Below are 21808 nucleotides of genomic sequence, written 5' to 3'. Positions count from 1 at the left end.
AGTGTCGCGGACGAACAGCGCGGTAAATGCTTTTTTTGAGGTTGCGGTCACGGTCGCTGTACAGGTCGCCACCGCTCAATCCTGTTAGCTCTGAAATTGACGGAATAAACCATACCGTCACCGTCGACGGCGAGCCCGATTTCACTGTGCCCGGGGCCGGCCTGCCGTGGCGGCGCGAATACAGTCAGGAAGGTGCCGTCGGCGCTGAATTTCTGGATGCGGTCGTTGTAGAAATCCGCGGCGAAAACGCTGCCTTCCGGCCTGATCGCCAGGGACGTCACGGTGGTAAACCACCCCTTAAATGGGCCGAAGATATTCAAACCGAACGGTCCGCCCCATTTGCGCAGGAATTGGCCGTCGGGGCCGAACTGTTGAATGCGGTCATTGTAGCCATCGGCGACGTAGAAGCCGCCGTCGGCGCGGATGGCGACGTCGGTGGGATAGCTGAATTCACCATGACCAATACCGGCGCTGCCCCAGGTTTTCAGAACTGTGCCATCCGGCTTGATATGTACTACGCGCTGGGCGTAGGTATCGGCTACCAGCAGCGTGCCATCGGAGTGCACAGCCACACCGCCGGGACTGTCAAAACCGTCCTCGGCTGTAATAGCCTGTTGGTAACCGCCTGCCAGCGCGAAGACGTGGATCACATCCTTGAAGTAATCGGGCACGTACAGCTTGCCCTTGGCGATGGCCAGGTTCATCGGCCGGCCGAGCCGGTCCTGACCGAAGGCGCGCTTGAAGTTGCCCTGCTTGTCGAACACCTGGATGCGGTTGTTACGGGCATCCGAGACGAATACCTCATCGGCGGTCACCGCAATGCCGGTGGGGTCGTTGAACTGGCCCATTGCGCTGCCTTTCTCGCCCCAGGTTTGGACAAGATCGTAAGGCGGCTCCTGGTTCCAATTGATGGCGCCGCCGATCCAGGCGAGTATGCCCAGTATCGCCACCAGGGCGATGACGCTGTAGCCTAGCCATTTACCGAACTTGATCATATGCCCCTCTGGAAACTAGAAATTGCGCCGGAAGCCGATGCGCACGATGGCGTCATCCTCCAGGGCGTTGCCGTGTGGATTGCTCGCCGCCGGCAACTGCACCGTGCCCTCGAAGATCCAGCGCCGGCCGAGGTACTGCAGGCCGGGCGCGATCAGCCACTGGGTGCCGCCGGAGTTTTGATCAACACCGCTGCCGACATCGTTGCGGTCGCGGTGCACCAGGTTGGATTCCAGCAGAGCGTAGACGAAGCCAGGGGTGCCGGAGACGTTTTCCAGACTGGCCGGCCAGACGCGGTATTGCAGTGAGGCGTCAAAGCGCGCCTCGTCGCCGCGGGCGAAACCATCGTGGCGGCCGTTCTCGCGGTAGAGTACCTGGGCGTCGAGCTGGTATTGCAGGGTCTGATAGGTGGTCACCACGCCGCCAAAGCCGTCCCAGGCACCGTCGCCGGTCTGCAGCATGCGCGGCAGCCGGCCGAAACGGTCGGTCTCGTCGTCGTCGCCGGTTGGGGCGGTCACACCGGCCACCGGCGCGATGCGGAAGGTGCCGCCGGTAAAGTCGTTCTTGTACAAGGTGTAACGGGCAAACGCGGTGACATCGCCGAAGCCGTCTGTGTCGCGCCCGATGCGGCCCATGGGCGTGGTCACGTCCAGGTCCTTGCCGAAGAAGTACGGCACCACGCCGAACACCGCCAGCCGGCTGTTGACGCCATAACCCAGCGCGCTTGCCACGGCCTGGATGGAAACATCGCGGTCGCGCGGTCCACCGCTGGAGCGCTCGCGGAACACCGCCTGCTCGCGCCAGATGAACTCGCCCTGCGCCACCGGCAAAGCGGTGTTGAAGGTGTTGGGCGCGGCCTGTGTATTAGGCGCGGCCGAAAACACAAACGCGCCGGCAGCCACGATCATGGCGTGCCATTTATGGGTCATTACTTTCTCCTCGCTTCGCCTGCGCCTGGGAGAAAGACTGCAACGTAAAGCCGGCCTCCTTAACCGCCGTACGCGCCTTGACCTCGGTCAGTGTGGCACCCTCGGCCATGGTCACGCGCACGACACTGTCGCCGATGTCGACGGAAACGTTTTCGACGCCATCGACTTTGTTCAAGTGCTTTTCCACACCGTAGGCACAGTAGGGGCAGGCGACGCCCTTCACCCCTAGCGTGTATTGATTGTCGGCCGCCAAGGCCGACATACCGAACATCAGGGCGGCTAACAAAAGCAATAGTTGTTTAAACATGACTTAACTCCTGTTTGTACATTCAAGGCGAGCCTATTACTTGGAGCGCACTCCAGGTCAATAGCGATATAAGAAAATTTGCTGCACGCTAAAATCACGTTATCCATGCGCTAGCAAAAGACACTGGAAGGTATGCCATGACCAGTCGCGCTGAAAACTCTGCGGGCATGACAGTCGGAACCGTGGCCCGGCGGGCCGGCGTTAATCTGCAAACAGTGCGCTACTATCAGCGACGCGGGTTGATCGAACAGCCGCCCAAACCGCCATCCGGCTATCGCCGCTACGACAGCGACGCGGTGGAGCGCATTCGCTTTATCAAACGCGCACAGGAATTGGGTTTCAGCCTGTCCGAAATCGGCGAGTTGCTGGAGCTCGGCGACGGCCGTTGCGGCGACGTGCGACGGGTGGCCGAAAGCCAGCGCGCGCTCGTCGCCAGGCGCATCGCCGACTTGACCGCGATGCAAGGCACCCTGGATGCATTGATCGAGCGCTGCCGGCATGAGCAACACCCCGGCCATTGCCCGCTGATCGAGACCCTGTCCCGCAACGGCTAAAGATTACGACCCAAACGCTTGACACGGTACCTAGGTACCGCCTGTAGGCTTGCTCCTGTCAGAAACGACAGAGCGAAGCCATGACCCAATCCACAACCCATTCCGGCCGCACCGCCTGGGCCCAGATCGGCGCCGTGCTCGCGGCAATCGGCGCCTCACTGTGCTGCGTCGCGCCGCTGGTGTTGCTGTCCATCGGCGTGGGCGGCGCCTGGGTGAGCTCGCTCACCGCGCTGGCGCCTTATCGTCCGATCTTCGTGATCGTCACCGTGGCCCTGCTGGGATTCACCGGCTGGCGGCTATATCGCCGCGAGGACGATTGCGCGCCCGGCGAGGCCTGCGCCAACCCGGCGGTCAGGCGCCGCCAGCGCCTGCTCTTCTGGCTGGTGGCCTTGCCCGTGTTGGCCCTGTTGGCCTTCCCCTGGTACGCCCCGGCTTTGCTGTAAAGGACAAATAACATGCTGCACAAAACCGTTTTCATTGCCTTGCTAACCCTGTTTGCGGTGTCCCTCACCGCTTGTGGAGACCATGCCGGCGCCGAGGCCAAGACGGCATCGGGCGTTACCGAGACCGTATCGCTTACGGTCGAGAACATGACCTGCGCGACCTGCCCCATCGCGGTGCGCAAGGCTTTGGAAAGGGTCGATGGCGTGCAATCCGCCCAGGTCGATTTCAAAACCAAGACCGCCACCGTGACCTACGACCCACAGGCGGCGACGGTATCGGACCTGACAGAGGCCACGACCAACGCCGGCTATCCCTCGCAACGAAAGGAGTAGTGCTATGCACATTGCCATCATCGGCAGCGGCGGCGGCGCGTTCGCGGCCGCCATCCGCGCCGCCGAGGACGGCGCCCGCGTGACCATGATCGAGTCCGGCGAGGTGATCGGCGGCACCTGCGTCAACGTCGGCTGCATGCCCTCCAAGATCCTGATCCGCGCCGCCCAGCTCGCCCAGTATCAACGGGAAAACCCCTTCGCGGGCCTAGCCGATCACGCGCCGGCCATCGCCCGGCCGCGGATCGCGGCCCAGCAGCGGGAGCGGGTCGAGGAATTGCGCCAGGCCAAGTATCAAAAGATCCTGGACGACAACCCGAGCATCGACATGATCCGCGGTCGCGCCCGCTTCGAGGACGCCAATAGCTTACGTGTCGACTTGCGTGACGGCGGGCAGGAGCAGATCACCGCCGATCGCATGCTGATCGCCACCGGCGCCTCGCCCATGATCCCGCCGATCCCGGAGCTGGCGGACACACCGTACTGGACCTCGGACGAGGCCGGGTTCAGCGACGAGACGCCGGAGCACCTGCTGGTCATCGGCGCCTCGGTGGTGGCGGTCGAGCAGGCCCAGGCGTTTCGCCGGTTGGGGTCGGAGGTGACGATCCTGGCCCGCAGCACCCTGCTGTCGCGCGAAGACCCGGACCTGGGCGCGGGTCTGACCGACGCCTTCCGGGCCGAAGGTATCGACGTGCGCGAGCACACCCAGGCCAGCGCGATTCGCTACGAGGCCGGCCGGTTCACCCTCGAGACCCGGAACGGCCCGATTCGTGGCGACCGGCTGCTCATTGCCACCGGTCGCGCCCCGAACACCCGTGCTCTCGGGCTGGAACAAATCGGCGTCGAAACTGACCAGCGCGGTGGCGTCAAAGTAGACGAGCACCTGCGCACCAGCGTCGAGCACATCTACGCCACCGGCGACTGCACCGACCTGCCGCAACTTGTCTACGTGGCCGCCGCCGGCGGCACGCGCGCGGCGGTGAACATGACCGGCGGCGAGGCCGAGCTGGATCTGTCCGCCATGCCGGCGGTCATCTTCACCGAGCCGCAGGTGGCCACCGTGGGCCTGGACGAAGGCCAGGCGCGGGTACGCGACATCGTAACCGAGACCCGCAGCCTGGACCTGGAGCACGTGCCGCGCGCCCTGGCCAACTTCGAGACCCGCGGCTTCGTCAAGCTGGTCGCCGAGGCTGGTAGCCATCGCCTGCTGGGCGCGCAAATCCTGGCCGCCGAGGCCGGCGAGATGATCCAGACCGCCGCGCTGGCGGTGCATCACGGCATGACGGTCGAGGACCTGGGCGACCTGCTGTTCCCGTATCTGGTGCACGTGGAGGCGCTCAAGCTCTGCGCCCAGACCTTCACCAAGGACGTCGAACAGCTTTCCTGCTGCGCGGGCTGAAACATCGAAGACTCAACACGACATCACGACTCCAGGCCCTCGATGATCGGACAGCCCTCTTCGCTGCCGTGGCACAGGTTGAGCAACAGCTCCAACTCACGCTGGAGATGATCCAGATCAGCCATCTGCGCCTTGACCTCGGCCAGCTTGCGCTCGGTCAGCCGCTGTACCTGCGGCCGCGACGCGTCCGCCGCGCTACGCAGTTTCAGCAATTGCCCGATTTCCTTGAGGGAAAAGTTGCAGCGTTGAGCGCGCTGGATGAAGCGTAACCGGGATAGATCACGCTCGTCGTAGCGGCGCCGGCCGCCAGGGTCGCGCGCGACGCGCGGCAACAGGCCGATCTTTTCGTAATAGCGCAGCGTATCGGCCGACAGGCCGGTACGCTGCGCCGTTTCGCCGATGCTCAGTCCCGCCATGGCTGTTGCGTTAATAGGCGCTGTAAATGCTTTTCCGTGATCGGGCCTTGGTGCACGAGCCGCCCATTGATGACCAGCGCCGGGGTTTGCCGGATGCCCAGCACGACCGCTCGGTCGATATCGTCCAGCACGTTATGCCGTTGCAACTCGAAATCCACGTCCGCCAGCCAGTCGCGTATGCGCTCGGTCGCGGCCGAGCAATGCGGGCAGTGCGATGCGCTGTATATTTCAATCAGATCGGACACTAAAAATCAAACGTTAATACCTGGAGTCTACTCTAGGTCAAGAGCCTTCCAAATTTCTTACTTTGCGGAAGCGCTAGCACAGGTGCACATCCAGATCGATGCGCCGGTCGAACAGGAACGAAGGCGGCAAACCGAACATTTGCCGGAAACTGTTGGACAAGTGCGCGGAATCAGTAAAGCCCACCGCATGGGCTGTTTCCGTGAGGCTCGCGCGATTGAGCGCGTATTGCACGGCGTGCCGCAAACGCGCCCACAATACATAGCGGCGGATGGCGACGCCAACCTGCTCGCGGAACAGATGCGCCAATCGGCTGGGAGACAGGTGCACGCGCCGCGCCAGGTCATCGAGGCCCGCATAGTCGCCGCGTATAAAAGACAATGCCGCCTCGACCCGAGGGTCCCGTTCGGGCGCTGTCTCCAGCTCGTCTTGCAAACGCAAGAGCGCTAAGCCCAGCCGCCAGGCGGCGGTGCAATCCGCGCCCTGGTTACGAGCATGGTTCAGTGCTTGATGCAGATCCGGCGAGACGCTGTAATCGTAAAGCCCCGGCGAAAGCGCCCCGGCGCGGAAATGATCACCCTTGCGCATGGCCGCATAAACCGCGCTCTCCGGCTCCACGTAAAGCGCCGTCATGCCGGTGCCGGTGGCATCCGCAAGATGCGGGGTATCGGTATCAATCAGTGCCGCGTACAGCCTGCACCAATCCGCGCTGGCATCGCCGCGTAGCCGAAACGGACCGTCCAGCCCGACTAAAACCTGTGCGGCATGGTGGCGGTGGCGAGCCGTACCAAAACTCGGGCCAAGATAGAAGAAACGGTCGGGCCACAGGTAGATGCACGGCGGCAATTCATCGGGGTTTCCCTGCGTGACAATTTCACTCCTTGGCAAAATACCGCACCCCGGCAAGGCCCTCGAAGTCCTCATCCTGCGTCCAGATGGTGGCCGCAAAGGCGCTTGCCGTGGTCAGAATAATACTGTCCGCCATGGCGAGCTTATGCTCCAGGCTGAAGCGCGCGGCGTTGGCGGCCAGTTGGCCATCCAGCGGTATCTGCTTGCCACGCCGCAGTTGCGCTATGGCCGCGAGCGCGGCAGCGCGATTCGCCTCGCGCAGCATGACCTTGGTGACCTCGTAGACCACGACAGAGGGTACGATCAAATGATCGGCCGCGAGCAGTGGCGCGGAGAATTGTTGCGCGTTGGGGCCGTCGCGGAAGTACTCAATCCAGCCCGATGAATCGACCAGGTTCATGCGCCGCTACACTCGATCCGGCTCCCGTTCTATGCTGGGGTCTATACCCTGCACAAAGCCGCGCATCTGTTTGAGGTTCTTGACGGGAATGAGATGAATGATCCCGTCCAGTTCCACCACCTGTACCTCCTGGCCGGGTTTTAGATCCATGCTTTCGCGCACCTCTTTGGGAATGACCACCTGGTATTTGGAAGATACTTTTTGACACTTCATGGTCGGGCCTATCGATAGGTAAAGCGTTAAACGATTATATTATCGATAAATCCGCGCGGCAATCAGTCTATGCAGCCGCTTTTTACAAGCCGGAACCACACCTCGCATGCCATGCTAGGGAAAATCCGTAACCGGAGCAGTGACCATGAACAGCTCCGACCACCCCATGGACTCATGCGGCTTGCCTTTTACGGCATCCAGCTACTCGACGGTTTTGAAACCACGCGACCCAACGTGCAGGGTAGATTGCCGGAATTGATGCGCGAAGCCGGATTTTCCGAAGTGCGCATTATCAGAAATATGGCAACCCTGTTTGGCACGATGACGATTTACGCGGCCTGCAAACAGCCATGATATGCCGCAGGTGCTCAAGGTAATGAATGAACACCAGGATACGCCCCGGCCATGATCGCGCGCTGATCGCGACCGAGGGTCGCAAGCCCTAACGGGACAAGTAATGCTGCCAGGCGGCTGACTCAGGCGACGGCCTCGTTGGGCAATGCCCAGCAAGAAAGACGAGCATTGACTTTTCCGCGTATAGGCTCCGCAGAAGCAAGCGAGGTTGGTGGTTGGTCAGTACATGTCCAGCCTCGCGGCGTCCCGGCTCAGGCGCCGATTCTCGGCGAGTTGTCGATCGGCCAAGGACTCGAACAGCAGCCGTTCGTCGGCGATGGCCGCGTGTGACGCCAGGGTGCGGTACATGTCGGTCAGCGTGTCGTGGATTTTCTCGGCCAGTTCCAGCACCTCCTCGACGGAGGTGCAGCACAAGCAGCCCTTGAGTTCCTCAAGAATCTTGGGGTGGCCGAGATCAGGCGCGTTCTGCATCCAGGTGTTGAGCACCGAGCGGTGGTCGCCGGACTGGTAGCGTTCCAGGCCCGTGCGCATCCGGTCCTCGTGATCGGCCAGATAGATAAGCAGCATGCGTACGCGCCCGTCATGCGCCTGCTTGGCCAACTTGCGGTACTCGGCCGCCAGCTCACGGTGGTAGTCGATGACGTGTTCCAGCACCTCCTTGACCTGCTCGAATCGCATCGGGTTGTCGGCCGCCTGTCGCGTTTTCATGGTTGGTATCTTCCTTGTCGTTCGGCCCAGTATTGGGTTATTCGCCGCGAGACTGCCCGCCCTCGCTGGTAGCAGTCCCCTTTAATGCTGGCCACTGGCTAAAGGCGACGATATAGAGCACCACCAGATTCACCAGCGGGATCAGGAGCAGCAGGCTGAGCCAGCCGGAAAAGCCCGCCTTGGAAAAGATCTGCCAGAATGGCGGCAGGATGATGGCGATCCAGAGCAGCATGAACAGCCAATGGCCGCCGAACCACATTGTTTCGTGCATCATGATCGTTCTCCTCGTCTCGATGGAATATAAGGGCCCATTACAAGACACGCTCCTTTGTAGGTGACGGCCTCGTCGCCACCCGCTGAATGCCCAGGATGGTCACCAGGATGCCGATGAGCTGTATCGAGTCGAGCCGCTCGTCGAAGAACAGGCCGCCCAGCAGCAGTCCGAAGACTGGCGTCAGAAAGGTGAAGGTGTTGAGCCGGTTTAAAGAGGCGCGTTGCAGCAGGTGGTACCAAAGCGCGGTCATGAGCGCGGTACCGAACACGGCGAGCCCGACGAGACTGGCGACGAATCGACTTGTCCAATCTACGCTCCAGTCTTCGCCGACGGCTTGCGCGCCGACCGCCAGCGCCAGCGCTCCAATGAGCAGTTGCAGGCCGGTGACCATCAGGACATCGGCCCGGCCCGCCAATGCCTTGAGCAGGACGTTGCCCACCGCCGTTCCCACGGCGCCGAGGGTGATCCACAGGAAGGCTTGCATGCCGGCCGCGTGCTCCGATCCCGACAGGCTGGGCAGCGACATCACCACCACGCCGATAAACCCCAGGAGCAATCCTGTCCCGATACGCGGCGTGAGCCGTTCGGACAGAAAGATCACAGCCAGCACGGCGGCAATCAGGGGCTGGATATTCGCCAGCACCGTGGCCAGCCCGGGCGAGATCTTGCCCCCGCCGAGAAACATGCCGCCGAAACCCAGACCAGTGAAGGAGACGCCGATGGCGGCGATCAGGCCCAGGTTGACGAAGCCGCGTGGCCAAGGGCGGCCCAGCCAGACGGCCAGCAGAATCAGCAGCGCCCCGGCCAAGACCGCCCGCGTTGCCGCGAAGACCAGAGGCGGGGCGTCGCCCAGACCGACCTCGATGAGCGGGAAGCAGATCGCCCAGAGGAAAGCGACCAGGACCATGAGCAGGGCGTCGCGGATGCTCATGGCTCAGATCGCGTGGCTTGGACATGGCACGCTTTGCCCTCACGCTCGTCCGGTAGCAGCCAGCCGTGGGATGAAACCAGGCACCTCGGCCGCATAGGCCCGCCAGGCGGCGCCGAACTCGGCCTCGGCCTCGCGCTCCTCGTGCCGCGCCAAGCGCAGGTACATATAGGTCAACACCGGGAACATGGCCAGAGTGAGCAGGGTCGGCCACTGCAGCAGAAAGCCGAACATGATGAGGATGAAGCCCAGGTACTGCGGGTGGCGAAGGCGAGCGTAAGGTCCGGTCGTGGCCAACTCGCCGTTGCGCTGGGCCGCGTAGAGCACCCGCCAGGCAGCCGATATCAACATGAAGCCGCCGATGATGAAGGCGAAGCTGAGCAGGTGGAACGGGCCGAAGTGCGGATTCGCCTCCCAGCCGAACATCATTTCCAGTAAATGTCCGGCGTCGTGGGACAGCCAGTCCACGCCAGGATAGTTGCTCTGCAGCCAGCCGGAGGCCAGATAGATGGTTAGCGGAAAACCATACATCTCGGTGAACAACGCCACCAGGAAGGCGGAAAAGGCGCCGAAGCTGCGCCAGTCGCGTTTGGTCTGCGGCTTGAAGAAGCTGAAGGCGAAGAATATGAATATGAAAGAGTTGATCAGCACCAACCCCCACAGGCCGTAAGATGAGCCCATTTCGTGCATGGCTAGTCCTCCCCGTCCTGACGGCGGTGGTTGCCGTGATCGTCGTGGCTTCCGTGCCCGTGGCCGCCGTGCATGAACACATGCATCAACGGACACAGCGCCAGGATCAGCAGCCATGGCAGGGCGCCGAGGATATGCGCCTGGTGTTCTTCCCACAGCAGGAAGACCGCCAGTGCCAGAAAGATGAGCAATACCGGCCAGAATCGCGTCGGGCTCGGTTGCGCCCGGCGTTGATGCCGTGGGCCTGGATCGTGTTGTGAGGTCATGACGTTACTCCTGATCGGACTGGTTCATGGATTCGTGGATGTGCGCAGCTCCCAGCAGGTGATTGCGGCTCAGGCCGAGCGCCAGCGGCGGCAGCAGCAGCCATTGCAGCAGCGGCGCCAGGCCGGTGCCGAGCAAGGGCAGCACCGGCGCGGCCTCGGCATAGGCCCAGCGGTCCCACATCTCGGTGGCCAGGTGCTCGAATACCACGGTCACCGCCAGGCCGATGCCGAGGTAGACGGCGAAGGGCAGCGGCCTGGGTGTCAACACCCAGGCGCGCGTGCGGGCGACGATCGCCGCACCCCAGAAGGCCGCGAGCAGGATCACCACGTCGCCGAAGGTGGCTTGCGTGCACAGCCAGATCACATCCCAGTGGTTTGCCGCGCCGATCGCCGCATAGAACGGCACCGCCCACATCTCCCAGACGAAGTTGAGCAGAAAGCCGAACAACGCCAGGGGCAACTCGGGGGCGAGCCACGGCTTGGAAGACGGTGCCAGCGGGAGCATGCGGATCAACCCTCTTGGGGCCAGGAAGACATCCGGATAGGCCCGGGGGCCCATCGTCTGGGCGCCCCGGGACCGTCCAATGCCTACTTGTCCTGCTTCATCGATTCCTGCGCCTGCATGTGCTGCTGCATCTGCTGCATCATCTCCTCCATCATCTGCATGTGCTTTTGCATCATCTGCTGACGCTTCTCCGGATCCATCTCCTGCATCTTCTTGTGCATCTTCTCGTGCTTGGCGCCATCGCCCATCATGCCCTGCATGTCGCCCATGGCCGCCTGCATTTGCTGCATGTGTTCCTTCATCAAGCGCCGCCGCTCTTTCGGATCCTGGGTCTTGTGGATCTGTTGCATGGTCTGGCGCATCTTCTGCATGCGCTGGTGCATGGCGTCCTGATCCATCATGCCCTTGTGCATGCCCATGCCTGAGCTATGGCCGTGCTTGTCCGAGTCATGCCCTTGGCCGGCGTGCGCAAGCGGCAGGGCCGATGCGAACGTCAATATAGCGGTCGTTACGAGTGTTTTCATGACATTGCTCCTATGTCGTCATGGTGAGGAAACGGGAGCCGGCCCGCCCGGGCGGCTCCCTCGATTGGGTCGTTGCGCAGGGTGGCGTCCGAGGCAATGGGTAATGCCCTGCCTCTTGGCCTCGTGCGAACGACCCGGTTTGCGTGCGGACAAGGCATCGATCGCGGCGACCTGATTCAACATGCCGAATACGCCGGTGTGCTGTGGCAGGGGTGCACGGGCTGGCTTTCCCGGCCCCGCGACATCTCCCGCGTCAGCCAGAAGCCGGCGGCGAGCAGCATGGCGCCGCCATAGATCATGCCTTGCCCCGGCACCTCGGCGAAGATCAGGTAGCCCAAGGTCGAGGCCACCACCGGCGAGACGATGATGTCGACCAGCGCATAGACATTGGCGTTGATCGACTTCAATACGATGGAGATGCCGAAATAGGCGAAGCCGGTGGAGATGACACCCAGGCCCGCGGCCCAGAGCATCACTGGCAGCTCCACGCCGAGTGCCGGATAGGCGATCGTAGTTGCCACCTGGCCGGGACCGGCGATCCACAGGAAGGGCGAGAGCGCCAGCGCCGCGACCAGCAGGGACCAGGCGATGTCGTTGCCGGTCTCGGTCTTACCTTCGTAGCGCATGTAAGTGACCATCGCGGCATAGATCGCCCCGGTGGCCAGGGCCACGAAGTTACCCAGCATATGACCGCCGCCGAGCGGATTGGCGAGCGCGATACCGGTCAGGGCGATGGCGAAAATCAGGATGTGGCTCTTGCGTGCCTTCTCGCCCAGAAACAACGCTGAAAAGATGAATACGAAAAACGGCGCGATGCTCCAGAAGATCACCGCGTTGGCGATCGGCACCAGCGACATGGCGAAGTTGAACGCGCCGCCCTGGGCCGCAATGAGCACCCCGATGATGGCCGTGTCCTTGATATTGCCTCTCGGGAACCGGGGCCATTGCCGAGTTGCCACGGCCCGCGCGACGAATAGGAAGGCCGCGGCGAAGGCCATGGCGTAGAAGGTCAGCGTCTGGATCGGAATCAGCCCGTCGGTGAGTTTGACGAACACGCCGATGGTCGCCTCGGAGACCGTGATCAGGGCCAACAGCAGCAGTGTCTTCATGCCTGGCCCTCGCCCGATGTGCGTGTGATGTCGATCGCCTCGGCGCCGGATTCGTCCAGGCAGCTGCTCTCCACCTGCAGGGTGGCGAAGAAAAAGCCGAATTTTTCCTTGAGCATCCGATAAGCGGACTTGAGCACCACTTGACTATCGGCGCCCTCGGCAACCCGCAGATGGCCGGAAAACACGTAGCGCCCGCTGGTCAGGGCCCAGGCATGCACGTGATGGGCATTCTTCACTCCGTCGAGCGCTTCCAGTGTTTCCGTCACCTCGGCCAGGCTGATCTCGGCGGGCGTGCCTTCCATCAGCAGGTGGACGGCGTCGCGCAGGAGGCCCCAACTCGCCCATAGCAGCACGAAGCCGAAGGCCATGCCCAGCAACGGATCGATGAGCAGGAAATCGGTGAAGTGGATCACCAGGGCGGTGACGATGATCAGCAGGCTGCCCACGAAAGTCTGGATGATGTGCCACAGTGCGCCGCGCACGTTCAGGTCGGTTCGGCTTTGCTTCCAGATCAGGCCCAGCGAGATAAACTCGGTAATCAGCCCGCCGGCCGCGGCGAGCAGCATGGGGCCCGGGGGCAAGTCGATCGGCTCGGCCAACCGCATCGCGCCCATCACGATCACTATCAGCGCCATACCCAGCAGGAAGCCACCGTTGACCAGCGCGCCGATGATCTCGGCCCGGTACCAGCCGAAGCTTCGGTCCTCGTCGGCCGGTCGGCGCGCGAGACGGGCGGCGACGATCGCCACCAGCACGCCCCCGACCGCCGAGAAGGTGTGGAAGGCATCCGAGATCACCGCGATCGACCCGGTCCACAGGCCGATGCCCATCTCGATGACGAAGTAGATCCCGGTCAGCCAGGCCGATATCGCCATGCCCGGCCCGCTGGAGGGCATGTGACCTGCATGGCCGTGGCCGCTATGTTCTTGATTCATGGTTCCTCCTACTTTTAAGAACCGTTGCTGCCGGCAAACCGGCGATACAGCGGCACGAACACGATGGCGATATACCAGCCATACAGATAGGCCTCCACCAGCCCGATCAGAAAGCCGGAGAAACTCAGCCACTCGAAGCCGGGCAGCAGGGGCGCCCAGGCCTTGTACATTTGCATGGACTCGGGCGCGATCAGGCCGAATCCCACGCATAGCAGATAGCTGATCAGTAGCAGCAGGGACAGGCTGTGGCCCAGCGGGCCGATGCGCAGACTGTTCGTGGTTTGGGTCGAATCACTCATGGCAGTGCTCCATTTCGTTTGTCTCTCGATCAGATCAACCGAATCCTTGCCCTTATATCGCGATCCGCCATTGACCATGGATCAAATTCACAGCCGGACTCGCCGCAACCGCAGGGCATTGCCGATCACCGACACCGACGAGAAGCTCATGGCGGCGGCGGCGATCATCGGGTTCAGCAACAGCCCGATGAACGGATACAGCACCCCGGCGGCCACCGGCACCCCGGCGCCGTTGTAGACGAAGGCGAAGAATAGGTTCTGGCGGATGTTGCGCATGGTGGTTTCGGACAGTCGGCGGGCCTTGGCGATGCCGCGCAGGTCGCCCTTGACCAGGGTGATGCGCGCGCTCTCCATGGCCACGTCGGTGCCGGTGCCCATGGCGATGCCGACCTCGGCCTGGGCCAGCGCCGGGGCGTCGTTGACGCCGTCGCCGGCCATGGCCACCTTGCGGCCCTCGCCTTGCAGCTTTTCCACCAGGGCGTGCTTGTCCTCGGGCAGGGCGTTGGCCTGGACCTCGTCGATGCCCAGTTGATCGGCGACCGCCTGCGCGGTTTTTTCGTTGTCGCCGGTAAGCATGATGATGCGCAGTCCGGCCTCATGCAGAATACGCACGGCCTCGCGGGTGGAACCCTTGATGGGGTCGGCCACCGCGATCAGGCCGGCGATCTCGCCGTCCACCGCGGCGAGCATGACGGTCTCGCCCTCGCTTCGGCGCTTGTCCGCGGCATCGGCCAGGGGGCCCGGATCAATAGCGTTATCCTGCATCAGCCGGCTGTTGCCGATCAGCACCGCGCGGCCGTCGACCGTGCCGCGCACGCCTTTGCCGGTGATCGAGTCGAAGTCGTCGGTGTCGACCGGCTTGATGCCGCGCTCGGCGGCGCCCTCGACGATCGACCTGGCCAGCGGGTGCTCGCTGGCGTTTTCCAGCGAGGCGATGAACTTCAGTAACTCCTGTTCATCGACGCCTTCGGCCGTTTCCACGCCGACCAGCTTGGGCTTGCCCTCGGTCAGGGTGCCGGTCTTGTCCACCAGCAGCACGTCCACCTGCTCCATCAGCTCCAGGGCCTCGGCGTCGCGGATCAGCACACCGTCGCGGGCGCCGCGGCCCACGCCGACCATCACGGACATCGGCGTGGCCAGGCCCAGCGCGCAGGGGCAGGCGATGATCAGCACCGACACCGCCGCCACCAGGGCATAGGACAGGGCCGGCGCGGGCCCGGCCCAGGCCCAGGCGACGAAGGCGAGGATGGCGACCGCCACCACGGCGGGCACGAACACGCTGGCGACCTTGTCCGCCAGGCCCTGGATGGGCGCGCGCGAGCGTTGGGCTTGCGCCACCATGTCGACAATGCGGGCCAGTACGGTATCCTCGCCGACTTGGCCGGCACGCATGACGAAGCCGCCGGTCTGGTTGACGGTGCCGCCGGTGACGGTATCCCCCACTTCTTTTTCCTGCGGGATCGGCTCGCCGGTAATCATGGATTCATCCAGGCTCGAGCGGCCCTCGATAATCTCGCCGTCCACCGGCACTTTCTCGCCGGGGCGCACGCGCAACTTATCGCCGGTTTCAAGCGCGTCCAGCGAGACCTCTTCTTCATTGCCGTCATCGTCAAGCCGGTTGGCCGTGGGTGGCGCCAGATCCAACAACGACTTGAGCGCCTGCGAGGTCTGCCCGCGTGCGCGCGCCTCCATCACTTGGCCCAGCAGAATCAGCGTAATAATGACCGCGGCGGCCTCGAAATAGATCGGCGCGTGGCCGGCCTCGCTCTTGAAGGCGGCGGGCAATAAATCGGGCAGCAGCAGCGCGAAGATGGAAAATCCGTAGGCCGCGCCCACACCTAGTGCAATCAGCGTCCACATGTTGGGGCTGACGTTGAGCACGGATTTCCAGCCCCGCTGAAAGGCGAAGCCGCCGCACCACAGGACGACCGGGGTGGCCAGCACGAACTGAAGCCAACCAAACGTTGCACCGAAAAATTCGCGGATACTCAATCCGGGCACCATCTCGCCCATGGCCAGCACCAGCACCGCCATAGACAGCGGCACGCTGACCCAGAAGCGCCGGCTCATGATCTTGAGCTCGCCGTCGTCCTCGTCGCTGGACACGGTCGTGGGCTCCAGCGCCATGCCGCACTTGGGGCAGTCACCGGGCTCGTCGCGCACGATTTCCGGGTGCATGGGACAGGTATATTGGGTGCGCCGCTTGGGCGGGGACGCCGGCTCCAGCGCCATGCCGCATTTCGGGCAGTCGCCCGGCCGATCGCTCTCGACACCGGCGCACATCGGGCAGATGTATTTGTCCGCCTTGGCTTCGGCGGTTGGCTGTGCCGACGCATCCGGATTCAGGATCATCTCGGGGTCCGCGGCGAACTTGTCCCGGCAGCGCGCGCTGCAGAAATGATAGGTCTCGCCGGCGTGCTCGTGGCTAAGCGCCTGCTCGGGGTCCACGGTCATGCCGCAGACTGGATCCGTGGCAGTCATCTCGTTCATGCCTCGCTCCCGTCGCTTAAGGCTTCGATGATGGGGCAGCCGGGCACGGGACCATGACCGGAACACTGCTTTTCCAGTTCGGCCAGGGTCTTGCGCATCCGCCGCAGGTCGTCGATGCGGGCCTCGATCTGGGCCAGCTTGGCTTGGGCGATGGCTTTGACTTCGCTGCGCTCGCCACCGTCCTGGAGCCGCAGCAGCGTGCCGACCTCGTCCAGGGTGAAGCCCAGGCGCTTGGCGCGGCGGATGAACAGCAGGCGATCCGTGGCGTCGCGCGGATAGCGGCGATAGCCGCTGGGCGCGCGCGGCGGGTCGGGCATTAGACCGCGCCGCTCGTAGAAACGGATGGTCTCGACACCCGTGTCCGCGCTTTTTGCCAATTGCCCAATGGAATAACTCATGTGGCGTCTCCATGTGCTGATATCTTGGAGTCTAAAGTCTTTAGCTTGGTACGGAGTCAAGGGCCTGTCTGTTGTTTGACAGCACGTTCGATCATTCCAGGTTCCGGGCCGGGTAGTCCGCAAACGAGGCTTTGCCATCGCCCTGAAGCAGCCACACCGTATAGGCTTGCCGGCGGTCGTCCACCTCCATGCCGGGAGAACCCAGGGGCATGCCTGGCACGGCCAGGCCTTTGGCCCTGGGCCTCCTGCGCAACAGCCGCTGGATGTCAGCCGCCGGCACATGGCCTTCGATGACGTAACCGTCTATCTCAGCGGTATGGCAGGAGCGCATATCGTTGGGCACGCCCAAGCGGTCTTTTACCGCATTGAGATCATCAGGTTCGCGGACTTGCACCGGGAAGCCATTCGCACGCAAATGCTCGACCCATTCGGTACAACAACCGCAGGTGGGGCTTTTGTAGACCACGGCGTCGGGCCAGTCGGTCGCCGACGGCGCGGGCGCCTCACCCCGGCCGCAAGCGGCCAGGGTGAGGGTAACCAGCATCAGGCTTAGCAATCGCCAGCGAAACCGGTGGCGCAAAACGCTTAGTACCATGCCCGAATCCCTACGACGAAGGAGGTATTCGAGGTATTTTCACCCGCACGCTGGGCGATATCCTTGGTTTCGCCATAAAGTTGTTCCCAGCGCACGCCGATGTAGGGCGCGAACTCGCGCTTGATCTCGTAGCGCAGGCGCAGCCCCATTTCGGTGTTGTTGATGCCCTGGCCCAGGCCGTATTCAGGCACGTCGTTGGCGCTGGCGTTGAGTTCCAGCCGCGGCTGCAGAATCAAACGCTGGGTGAGCAACAACTCGTACTCGAACTCGCCGCGAAAACTCACGTCGCCGTCCTCGCTGACGAAAAACGCGGTGTCCGATTCAAACCAATACGGCGCCAGACCCTGGATACCGAGCACGGCGAAGCCGCGGTCTTGCCCTGGATTGGTGTCGTAGCGGATGCCCGCCTGGGCGCCCCAGAACGGGCTGATGGTGCGGTTGTACAACGCCTGGAACTCGGTGTCCTCCGGACCGCCGCCGTGGGTGGGGCCCTCGCCTTCGGTTTTCCACCAGAACTTGTTGTAGTCGCCGCCGTACCAGCCCTGAGCATCCCAAAGATAGGTATTCGGGCCTTCGCCGTCGCCGTATTCCAGCCGGTCTATCAGCGCCATGCCAAACGGCTTTTTGTCCATGAAACCGTAGGGCCATTCCTTGGGCGCGCCGCTGCGCGGCTCCACCGGTCCCTCCGGCACCACGCTGTCCAGCGGCGCCTTGCCGGCGTTGTCTTCGGCTTGCGCCAGACTGACTGCCGTGGCCAAACTCGCAGTGAGCAGCAGGCGGGTCAACGATTTAGTTTTAAACATTTTTGGCTCCCGATTGATCCATGACGCGCACCACGCGGAACATGCCCATTTCCATGTGGTAGAGCAGATGACAGTGGAAGGCCCAGCGGCCCGGTTCGTCGGCGGTGATTAGCAAGGAGACCCGCTCGGACGCCCTGACGTTAATGGTGTGCTTGAACGGCAGGCGGTCGCCCTGGCCGTTTTCCAACTCCATGAACATGCCGTGCAGGTGGATGGGGTGCTCCATCATGGTGTCGTTCACCATGATCAGCCGCACCCGCTCGCCATACGGGAAGTCGATGGGGCTGGTGACCTCGTGGAATTCCTTGCCGTCGAACGACCACATATAGCGTTCCATGTTGCCCGTCAGGTGCAGTTCGAAGGTGTGCGAGGGCTCGCGCGTGTCGGCCATCGGTTTGACGTTGCGCAACTGCGAGTAGGTCAGTACCCGGTGGCCCACATTTTCCAGGCCGGTGCCCGGCTCGGCCAGGCGGTCGCGCTGCACGTCGGCGACGGTGATGTTGCCTGGGCCGTGCTGATCCGGCCCATGTCGGGCGACGATGGGGCCAGCCGCTTCCATCATGCTGTCGACGCCTTGCATTTTTTCCATACCTTGCATGCCGCCCATGCCTTTCATCCCGGCCATATCCTTGTCGGCGTTTTTCTGCATGCCACTCATGTCGTGACCCGTGTGCTGCATGTCCTGCATGCCTTTCATGCCGCCTGACCTGGCTTCGGGCATGGCCATTTTGCCGCCGGGCGCTTTCTGCATGCCGCCCATGTCCATACCTTCCATATCCATGGAGCTCATATCCATCCCCATATCGATCATCGTGCGCTCCGGCGGTTCGCGCAGCGGCGGTACCGCCGCGGTCATACCGGCGCGCGGCGCCAGGGTGCCGCGGGCGTAGCCGCTGCGGTCCATGGACTCGGCCATGATGGTGTAGGCCTGGTCGGCCTGCGGCTCGACGATCACATCATAGGTTTCGGCCACCCCAATCTGGAACTCGTCGGTTTCCACCGGCTCCACATTTTGGCCATCGGCTTGAACCACGGTCATGGCCAGGCCCGGAATGCGCACGTTGAAAAAGCTCATGGCGCCGGAGTTGATAAAACGCAGGCGGATGCGCTCGCCGGGCTTGAACAGCCCGGTCCAGTTGCCGGCCGGGTGCCGGCCGTTCATCAGGTAGGTATAGGTGTAGCCGGTAATGTCGGCGATGTCGGTCGGGCTCATGCGCATATTGCCCCAGGCCAGACGGTCTCGAAGCGTGGGGCCCAGGCCGGCAGCTTGAATGTCGTCGGCGAACTCGCCCACGGTGCGCTGGTTGAAGTTGTAGTAGTCGCTCATCTTCTTGAGCTTGGCCATGACCCGGTAGGGGTCTTCAAAGGTCCAGTCGGATAGCTGCACCACATAGTCCCGGTCGTAGCTGAACGGCTCAGGCTCCTTGGGATGGATAACGATGGGGCCATACATCCCGGTTTGCTCCTGTAAACCGGTGTGGCTGTGGTACCAGTAGGTGCCGTACTGGCGCACCGGGAAGCGCGCCTCGAAGGTTTCACCGGGCGCAATGCCGGGAAAGACCACGCCCGGCACGCCGTCCATCTGAAACGGCAGCAGAATGCCGTGCCAGTGGATGGAACTGCTTTCTTCCAAGTGGTTGGTGACGCGCAACACGGCGTCGTGACCCTCCCATAGCTCGACAATGGGTCCGGGAATGGTGCGATTCAGGGTAGTCGCCGAAGCCTGACCGCCGGCAATCTTGATGCCCTCCCGGCGGATGGCGATGTCCATGTTTACCGGGCCGGGACGCCCGCCGGGCACGTCCGAGGTCGGTGTGGCCAGATGCCCGCCGCTGGTTTGGGCGTAGCCCGGCAATAGCGCGTCGAAACTGGCCAGCAGGCCCGCGGAGGCCATGGCCTGTAACAGGCGGCGGCGGTCTTTGTTGTAGTTAAGGTGGTGCATATCTACCTCGTGGTTAAAGCGATTGGTTTGTGCGAGAGTTTTCGATTAATGCTGATGGTCGTGGCCGTCGTCGGCCGGTGGCGGTTGAGTGGCCGGTTTTTCGTCATGGTGGCCCGGCGCGCCGTGGCTCGGGCTGGCGGGTTCGTTGGCCTTGGGTGCGGCGCTATTGCCCTGCATGCGCATGCCTTGCATATCGCCGGTTTGCCCTTGCTCCGACTTGGCGTCGTGATGGCCGGGTCCGCCGTGACCTTCCGAGGACGCCGAATCGTGGCCGCCCGGGTCGACTGTTTCCGCTTCACTACCATGCCGATGGCCGTGGCCATCATCAGCCGGCGCGCTGCGCTTGGCCTGGGCTACCAGGGTGTTGTAAGCCTCGGGCGTGGCCTCTGACATTTGGTCGAGAAAGGCGACCAGCGCCCACAGCTCTTCGTCCTTGTGGGTGGGGCCAAAGGCCGGCATGCCGGTCATGCGCACACCGTTTTTGATGACCCAAAACGCTTCGGCCAGCGTGCGGTGCGGGATGATCTCCGCCAAATCCGGCGGCGGCGGATTAAGGCCGGTACTTACCGGGGTCTTCGACTTCCCGGGCGGTGTATGACAGCCGCTGCACATGGCCATAAAGTTGCGTGCGCCTTGCAGCACTCGCTCGCGGCCGCCCAAGTTCGCCGGCACTTGTATTTCATCGGCACGCACTGCGACCGAGTTGGCGTAGGTGCTGTGCAGCAGCCAAGCCACCGGCGCGGGATCCCGCCAGGTGGCGGCCACGTTGAACAGACCGGAATAAACCACCGTCGGCACTGCGATTACGGCACCGACGATTAGGACAACCAGGGTGATGATGACTGTTTTCATGGGGATTCTCCGTAAAGCTCGGTAACTGCCGGACTCATTTCGAGGCAGCCAGGGAGAAAGGACCGAACAACACTTGTCGCCGCTCGCTCGCGGGCGGGGTCAGGGAAATGATCACGCGGAAATCGCCCGTATCCGGCAATTGCGCCGGCGCCACCAGTTGTTGCTCGCTCGCGCGACGCAAGGTCAAAGCGCGTGTGCCCTGGTCCGTCCAGAGAAGGGCCTCGGCCCGCATATCCGCCAGCAAAACTGGGCGGCCCCGTTGGTCACGGGCATAAACCGAGAGTCTGTCCGGCTCCGCAACCAATTCCAGGAACAGATCGCCTGCACGGCGCACTTCACCGCCATAGCGAGGCTTGTCGGCATGGCTGGGGGCATGAGCCCCAGCAGCTTGGGCGAACAGGCCCAGCGCTAGCAGAATTAGCGCGTGAAATACGCGCCTATTCGACGAATACGCACTGCCCGATGGGCGAGTCTTTTGGGTAGAGCATGTATCACTCCGAAGTAAGAGAACAGGACTGGGCACGGGTTACCGTGCCCCGCACTGCAGGGCGTTACTTCAGGTGATAGAGGGCGGCCGGTATAGGCGGTTTTTGTGGGCGTGCAATAGATCAGCGCGCGACTTGGAAGGCACGCTGTGTTCACGCTCGTAATCGGCGGACGAAGGACCAGTTGAATTCAGGACGCCGGCAGCACTGGCCGCGCAGTGACCGGCCACGTCGCAATGACAGGGACAATCGTCCTCCGCCTCCATTGAGCCTGCCTGCGCTTGGAGATGGTGGTGGGGGCCATCCGCCATGTTCGACTGCATGGTCTGCGATGCGCTTTGAGCGTGCACGCAAAACGGTGCCGCGGCCACGGTATTAGCCGCGGCCAGTTGAACGCAGAGTGCGATCAGCAGCAGGCGGGTCATGCGCGTGAGTATGGGCAGTCGATCATTAGCATTTTTTGAGTATAAGTCCGAACCCTGGTACGGATGCAAGCGCCAGCCATGACCTTTTAGGGTTTGCGTGGGTCGAGTTCACTTGATTGTATTGGCAGGCAATCTACGACCCCGCCAAAA

The 21808-nt window shown here is 63.0% G+C and carries 31 protein-coding genes; 5 read left to right on the top strand and 26 right to left on the bottom strand.

Annotated elements, in window-relative coordinates; translation table 11 throughout:
• Positions 1 to 47: 47 nt before the first annotated feature.
• From RM531_RS15340 to RM531_RS15330, 3 genes are read right to left on the bottom strand one after another with little or no spacing between them, the layout of a single operon-like run.
• Positions 48 to 995: an NHL repeat-containing protein gene (locus RM531_RS15340; protein ID WP_311660539.1), complete on the bottom strand. Its 948-nt coding sequence runs from the start codon at positions 993 to 995 to the stop codon at positions 48 to 50.
• Positions 996 to 1010: 15 nt separating this feature from the next.
• A complete protein-coding gene (locus tag RM531_RS15335; protein ID WP_311660538.1) occupies positions 1011 to 1922 on the bottom strand; it encodes a transporter family protein in 912 nt (303 codons plus the stop codon).
• Entirely contained in the window at positions 1912 to 2229 is a 318-nt protein-coding gene (locus RM531_RS15330; RefSeq protein WP_311660537.1) for a heavy-metal-associated domain-containing protein, read from the bottom strand. Before RM531_RS15330 ends, RM531_RS15335 begins: the two co-directional genes overlap by 11 nt.
• Before the next feature lie 137 nt (positions 2230 to 2366).
• On the opposite strand from RM531_RS15330, the gene RM531_RS15325 reads away from it, so the two are divergent.
• The 4 genes from RM531_RS15325 to merA all read left to right on the top strand — a co-directional run bounded on the left by RM531_RS15325 (position 2367) and on the right by merA (position 4955).
• Complete coding sequence (locus RM531_RS15325) at positions 2367 to 2783, top strand: MerR family transcriptional regulator (RefSeq protein WP_311660536.1); 417 nt, start codon at positions 2367 to 2369, stop codon at positions 2781 to 2783.
• Between the two features lie 80 nt (positions 2784 to 2863).
• The gene (locus RM531_RS15320; protein WP_311660535.1) at positions 2864 to 3226 is read left to right on the top strand and encodes a mercuric transporter MerT family protein; all 363 of its coding nucleotides are present in this window, start codon (positions 2864 to 2866) and stop codon (positions 3224 to 3226) included.
• Between the two features lie 12 nt (positions 3227 to 3238).
• Complete coding sequence (gene merP, locus RM531_RS15315; RefSeq protein WP_311660534.1) at positions 3239 to 3559, top strand: mercury resistance system periplasmic binding protein MerP; 321 nt, start codon at positions 3239 to 3241, stop codon at positions 3557 to 3559.
• A 4-nt stretch (positions 3560 to 3563) separates the two neighbouring features.
• Complete coding sequence (gene merA, locus RM531_RS15310; RefSeq protein ID WP_349255457.1) at positions 3564 to 4955, top strand: mercury(II) reductase; 1392 nt, start codon at positions 3564 to 3566, stop codon at positions 4953 to 4955.
• 23 nt (positions 4956 to 4978) lie between these two features.
• On the opposite strand, the gene RM531_RS15305 is transcribed toward merA, so the two are convergent.
• The 5 genes from RM531_RS15305 to RM531_RS15285 form a co-directional block, all read right to left on the bottom strand.
• Positions 4979 to 5371 (bottom strand): heavy metal-responsive transcriptional regulator, encoded by a 393-nt coding sequence (locus RM531_RS15305; RefSeq protein ID WP_311660533.1) that lies wholly within the window; start codon positions 5369 to 5371, stop codon positions 4979 to 4981.
• Positions 5359 to 5616, bottom strand: a complete 258-nt coding sequence (locus RM531_RS15300; protein WP_311660532.1) for a glutaredoxin family protein — start codon at positions 5614 to 5616, stop codon at positions 5359 to 5361. The genes RM531_RS15305 and RM531_RS15300 overlap by 13 nt, the downstream gene beginning before the upstream one ends.
• 73 nt (positions 5617 to 5689) lie before the next feature.
• Positions 5690 to 6520 carry a helix-turn-helix transcriptional regulator gene (locus RM531_RS15295; protein ID WP_311660531.1) on the bottom strand — a complete coding sequence of 277 codons (831 nt, stop codon included), beginning with the start codon at positions 6518 to 6520 and terminating at the stop codon, positions 5690 to 5692.
• Positions 6489 to 6863, bottom strand: a complete 375-nt coding sequence (locus RM531_RS15290) for a type II toxin-antitoxin system VapC family toxin (RefSeq protein WP_311660529.1) — start codon at positions 6861 to 6863, stop codon at positions 6489 to 6491. Before RM531_RS15290 ends, RM531_RS15295 begins: the two co-directional genes overlap by 32 nt.
• Before the next feature lie 6 nt (positions 6864 to 6869).
• Positions 6870 to 7076: an AbrB/MazE/SpoVT family DNA-binding domain-containing protein gene (locus RM531_RS15285; protein WP_311660527.1), complete on the bottom strand. Its 207-nt coding sequence runs from the start codon at positions 7074 to 7076 to the stop codon at positions 6870 to 6872.
• 174 nt (positions 7077 to 7250) lie between these two features.
• Here RM531_RS15285 and RM531_RS15280 point away from each other — a divergent pair, with 174 nt between their 5' ends.
• On the top strand, positions 7251 to 7430 hold the full coding sequence (locus RM531_RS15280; protein WP_311660526.1) for a hypothetical protein: 180 nt from the start codon (positions 7251 to 7253) through the stop codon (positions 7428 to 7430).
• 219 nt (positions 7431 to 7649) lie between these two features.
• Here the strand turns inward: RM531_RS15280 and RM531_RS15275 are convergent, their stop codons facing one another.
• The 18 genes from RM531_RS15275 to RM531_RS15190 all read right to left on the bottom strand — a co-directional run bounded on the left by RM531_RS15275 (position 7650) and on the right by RM531_RS15190 (position 21658).
• Positions 7650 to 8138, bottom strand: coding sequence for a hypothetical protein (locus RM531_RS15275; protein WP_311660524.1), 489 nt, complete (start codon positions 8136 to 8138; stop codon positions 7650 to 7652).
• A 37-nt stretch (positions 8139 to 8175) separates the two neighbouring features.
• A complete protein-coding gene (locus RM531_RS15270; protein WP_311660523.1) occupies positions 8176 to 8412 on the bottom strand; it encodes a hypothetical protein in 237 nt (78 codons plus the stop codon).
• Between the two features lie 37 nt (positions 8413 to 8449).
• Positions 8450 to 9343, bottom strand: coding sequence for a DMT family transporter (locus RM531_RS15265; protein ID WP_311660522.1), 894 nt, complete (start codon positions 9341 to 9343; stop codon positions 8450 to 8452).
• A gap of 39 nt (positions 9344 to 9382) precedes the next feature.
• Complete coding sequence (locus RM531_RS15260) at positions 9383 to 10030, bottom strand: methyltransferase family protein (RefSeq protein WP_311660520.1); 648 nt, start codon at positions 10028 to 10030, stop codon at positions 9383 to 9385.
• Between the two features lie 2 nt (positions 10031 to 10032).
• Complete coding sequence (locus RM531_RS15255) at positions 10033 to 10296, bottom strand: DUF2933 domain-containing protein (protein WP_311660519.1); 264 nt, start codon at positions 10294 to 10296, stop codon at positions 10033 to 10035.
• A gap of 4 nt (positions 10297 to 10300) precedes the next feature.
• A complete protein-coding gene (locus RM531_RS15250; protein ID WP_311660518.1) occupies positions 10301 to 10801 on the bottom strand; it encodes a hypothetical protein in 501 nt (166 codons plus the stop codon).
• An 83-nt stretch (positions 10802 to 10884) separates the two neighbouring features.
• Positions 10885 to 11325, bottom strand: a complete 441-nt coding sequence (locus tag RM531_RS15245; RefSeq protein WP_311660517.1) for a hypothetical protein — start codon at positions 11323 to 11325, stop codon at positions 10885 to 10887.
• Between the two features lie 176 nt (positions 11326 to 11501).
• Entirely contained in the window at positions 11502 to 12434 is a 933-nt protein-coding gene (locus tag RM531_RS15240; protein ID WP_311660515.1) for a DMT family transporter, read from the bottom strand.
• Entirely contained in the window at positions 12431 to 13369 is a 939-nt protein-coding gene (locus RM531_RS15235; protein WP_311660513.1) for a cation diffusion facilitator family transporter, read from the bottom strand. The genes RM531_RS15240 and RM531_RS15235 overlap by 4 nt, the downstream gene beginning before the upstream one ends.
• Positions 13370 to 13383: 14 nt before the next feature.
• On the bottom strand, positions 13384 to 13668 hold the full coding sequence (locus tag RM531_RS15230; RefSeq protein ID WP_311660511.1) for a DUF5676 family membrane protein: 285 nt from the start codon (positions 13666 to 13668) through the stop codon (positions 13384 to 13386).
• An 87-nt stretch (positions 13669 to 13755) separates the two neighbouring features.
• Positions 13756 to 16158, bottom strand: coding sequence for a heavy metal translocating P-type ATPase (locus RM531_RS15225; RefSeq protein WP_311660509.1), 2403 nt, complete (start codon positions 16156 to 16158; stop codon positions 13756 to 13758).
• Positions 16155 to 16556 carry a MerR family transcriptional regulator gene (locus RM531_RS15220; protein WP_311660507.1) on the bottom strand — a complete coding sequence of 134 codons (402 nt, stop codon included), beginning with the start codon at positions 16554 to 16556 and terminating at the stop codon, positions 16155 to 16157. The genes RM531_RS15225 and RM531_RS15220 overlap by 4 nt, the downstream gene beginning before the upstream one ends.
• A 91-nt stretch (positions 16557 to 16647) precedes the next feature.
• On the bottom strand, positions 16648 to 17100 hold the full coding sequence (locus tag RM531_RS15215; protein WP_311660505.1) for a DUF411 domain-containing protein: 453 nt from the start codon (positions 17098 to 17100) through the stop codon (positions 16648 to 16650).
• A 41-nt stretch (positions 17101 to 17141) separates the two neighbouring features.
• Positions 17142 to 17954, bottom strand: a complete 813-nt coding sequence (locus tag RM531_RS15210) for a copper resistance protein B (RefSeq protein WP_311660503.1) — start codon at positions 17952 to 17954, stop codon at positions 17142 to 17144.
• Positions 17947 to 19896, bottom strand: coding sequence for a copper resistance system multicopper oxidase (locus RM531_RS15205; RefSeq protein ID WP_311660501.1), 1950 nt, complete (start codon positions 19894 to 19896; stop codon positions 17947 to 17949). The genes RM531_RS15210 and RM531_RS15205 overlap by 8 nt, the downstream gene beginning before the upstream one ends.
• Positions 19897 to 19941: 45 nt before the next feature.
• Positions 19942 to 20748: a c-type cytochrome gene (locus RM531_RS15200; RefSeq protein WP_311660499.1), complete on the bottom strand. Its 807-nt coding sequence runs from the start codon at positions 20746 to 20748 to the stop codon at positions 19942 to 19944.
• Positions 20749 to 20782: 34 nt separating this feature from the next.
• Positions 20783 to 21082, bottom strand: a complete 300-nt coding sequence (locus tag RM531_RS15195) for a hypothetical protein (RefSeq protein WP_311660498.1) — start codon at positions 21080 to 21082, stop codon at positions 20783 to 20785.
• A gap of 222 nt (positions 21083 to 21304) precedes the next feature.
• A complete protein-coding gene (locus RM531_RS15190; protein ID WP_311660497.1) occupies positions 21305 to 21658 on the bottom strand; it encodes a hypothetical protein in 354 nt (117 codons plus the stop codon).
• Positions 21659 to 21808: the final 150 nt, after the last annotated feature.

It is taken from the genome of Spectribacter acetivorans, from assembly GCF_031846305.1.
Lineage (GTDB): Bacteria > Pseudomonadota > Gammaproteobacteria > Nevskiales > Salinisphaeraceae > Spectribacter > Spectribacter acetivorans.
This window is presented reverse-complemented; position numbering and strand designations above follow the sequence as displayed.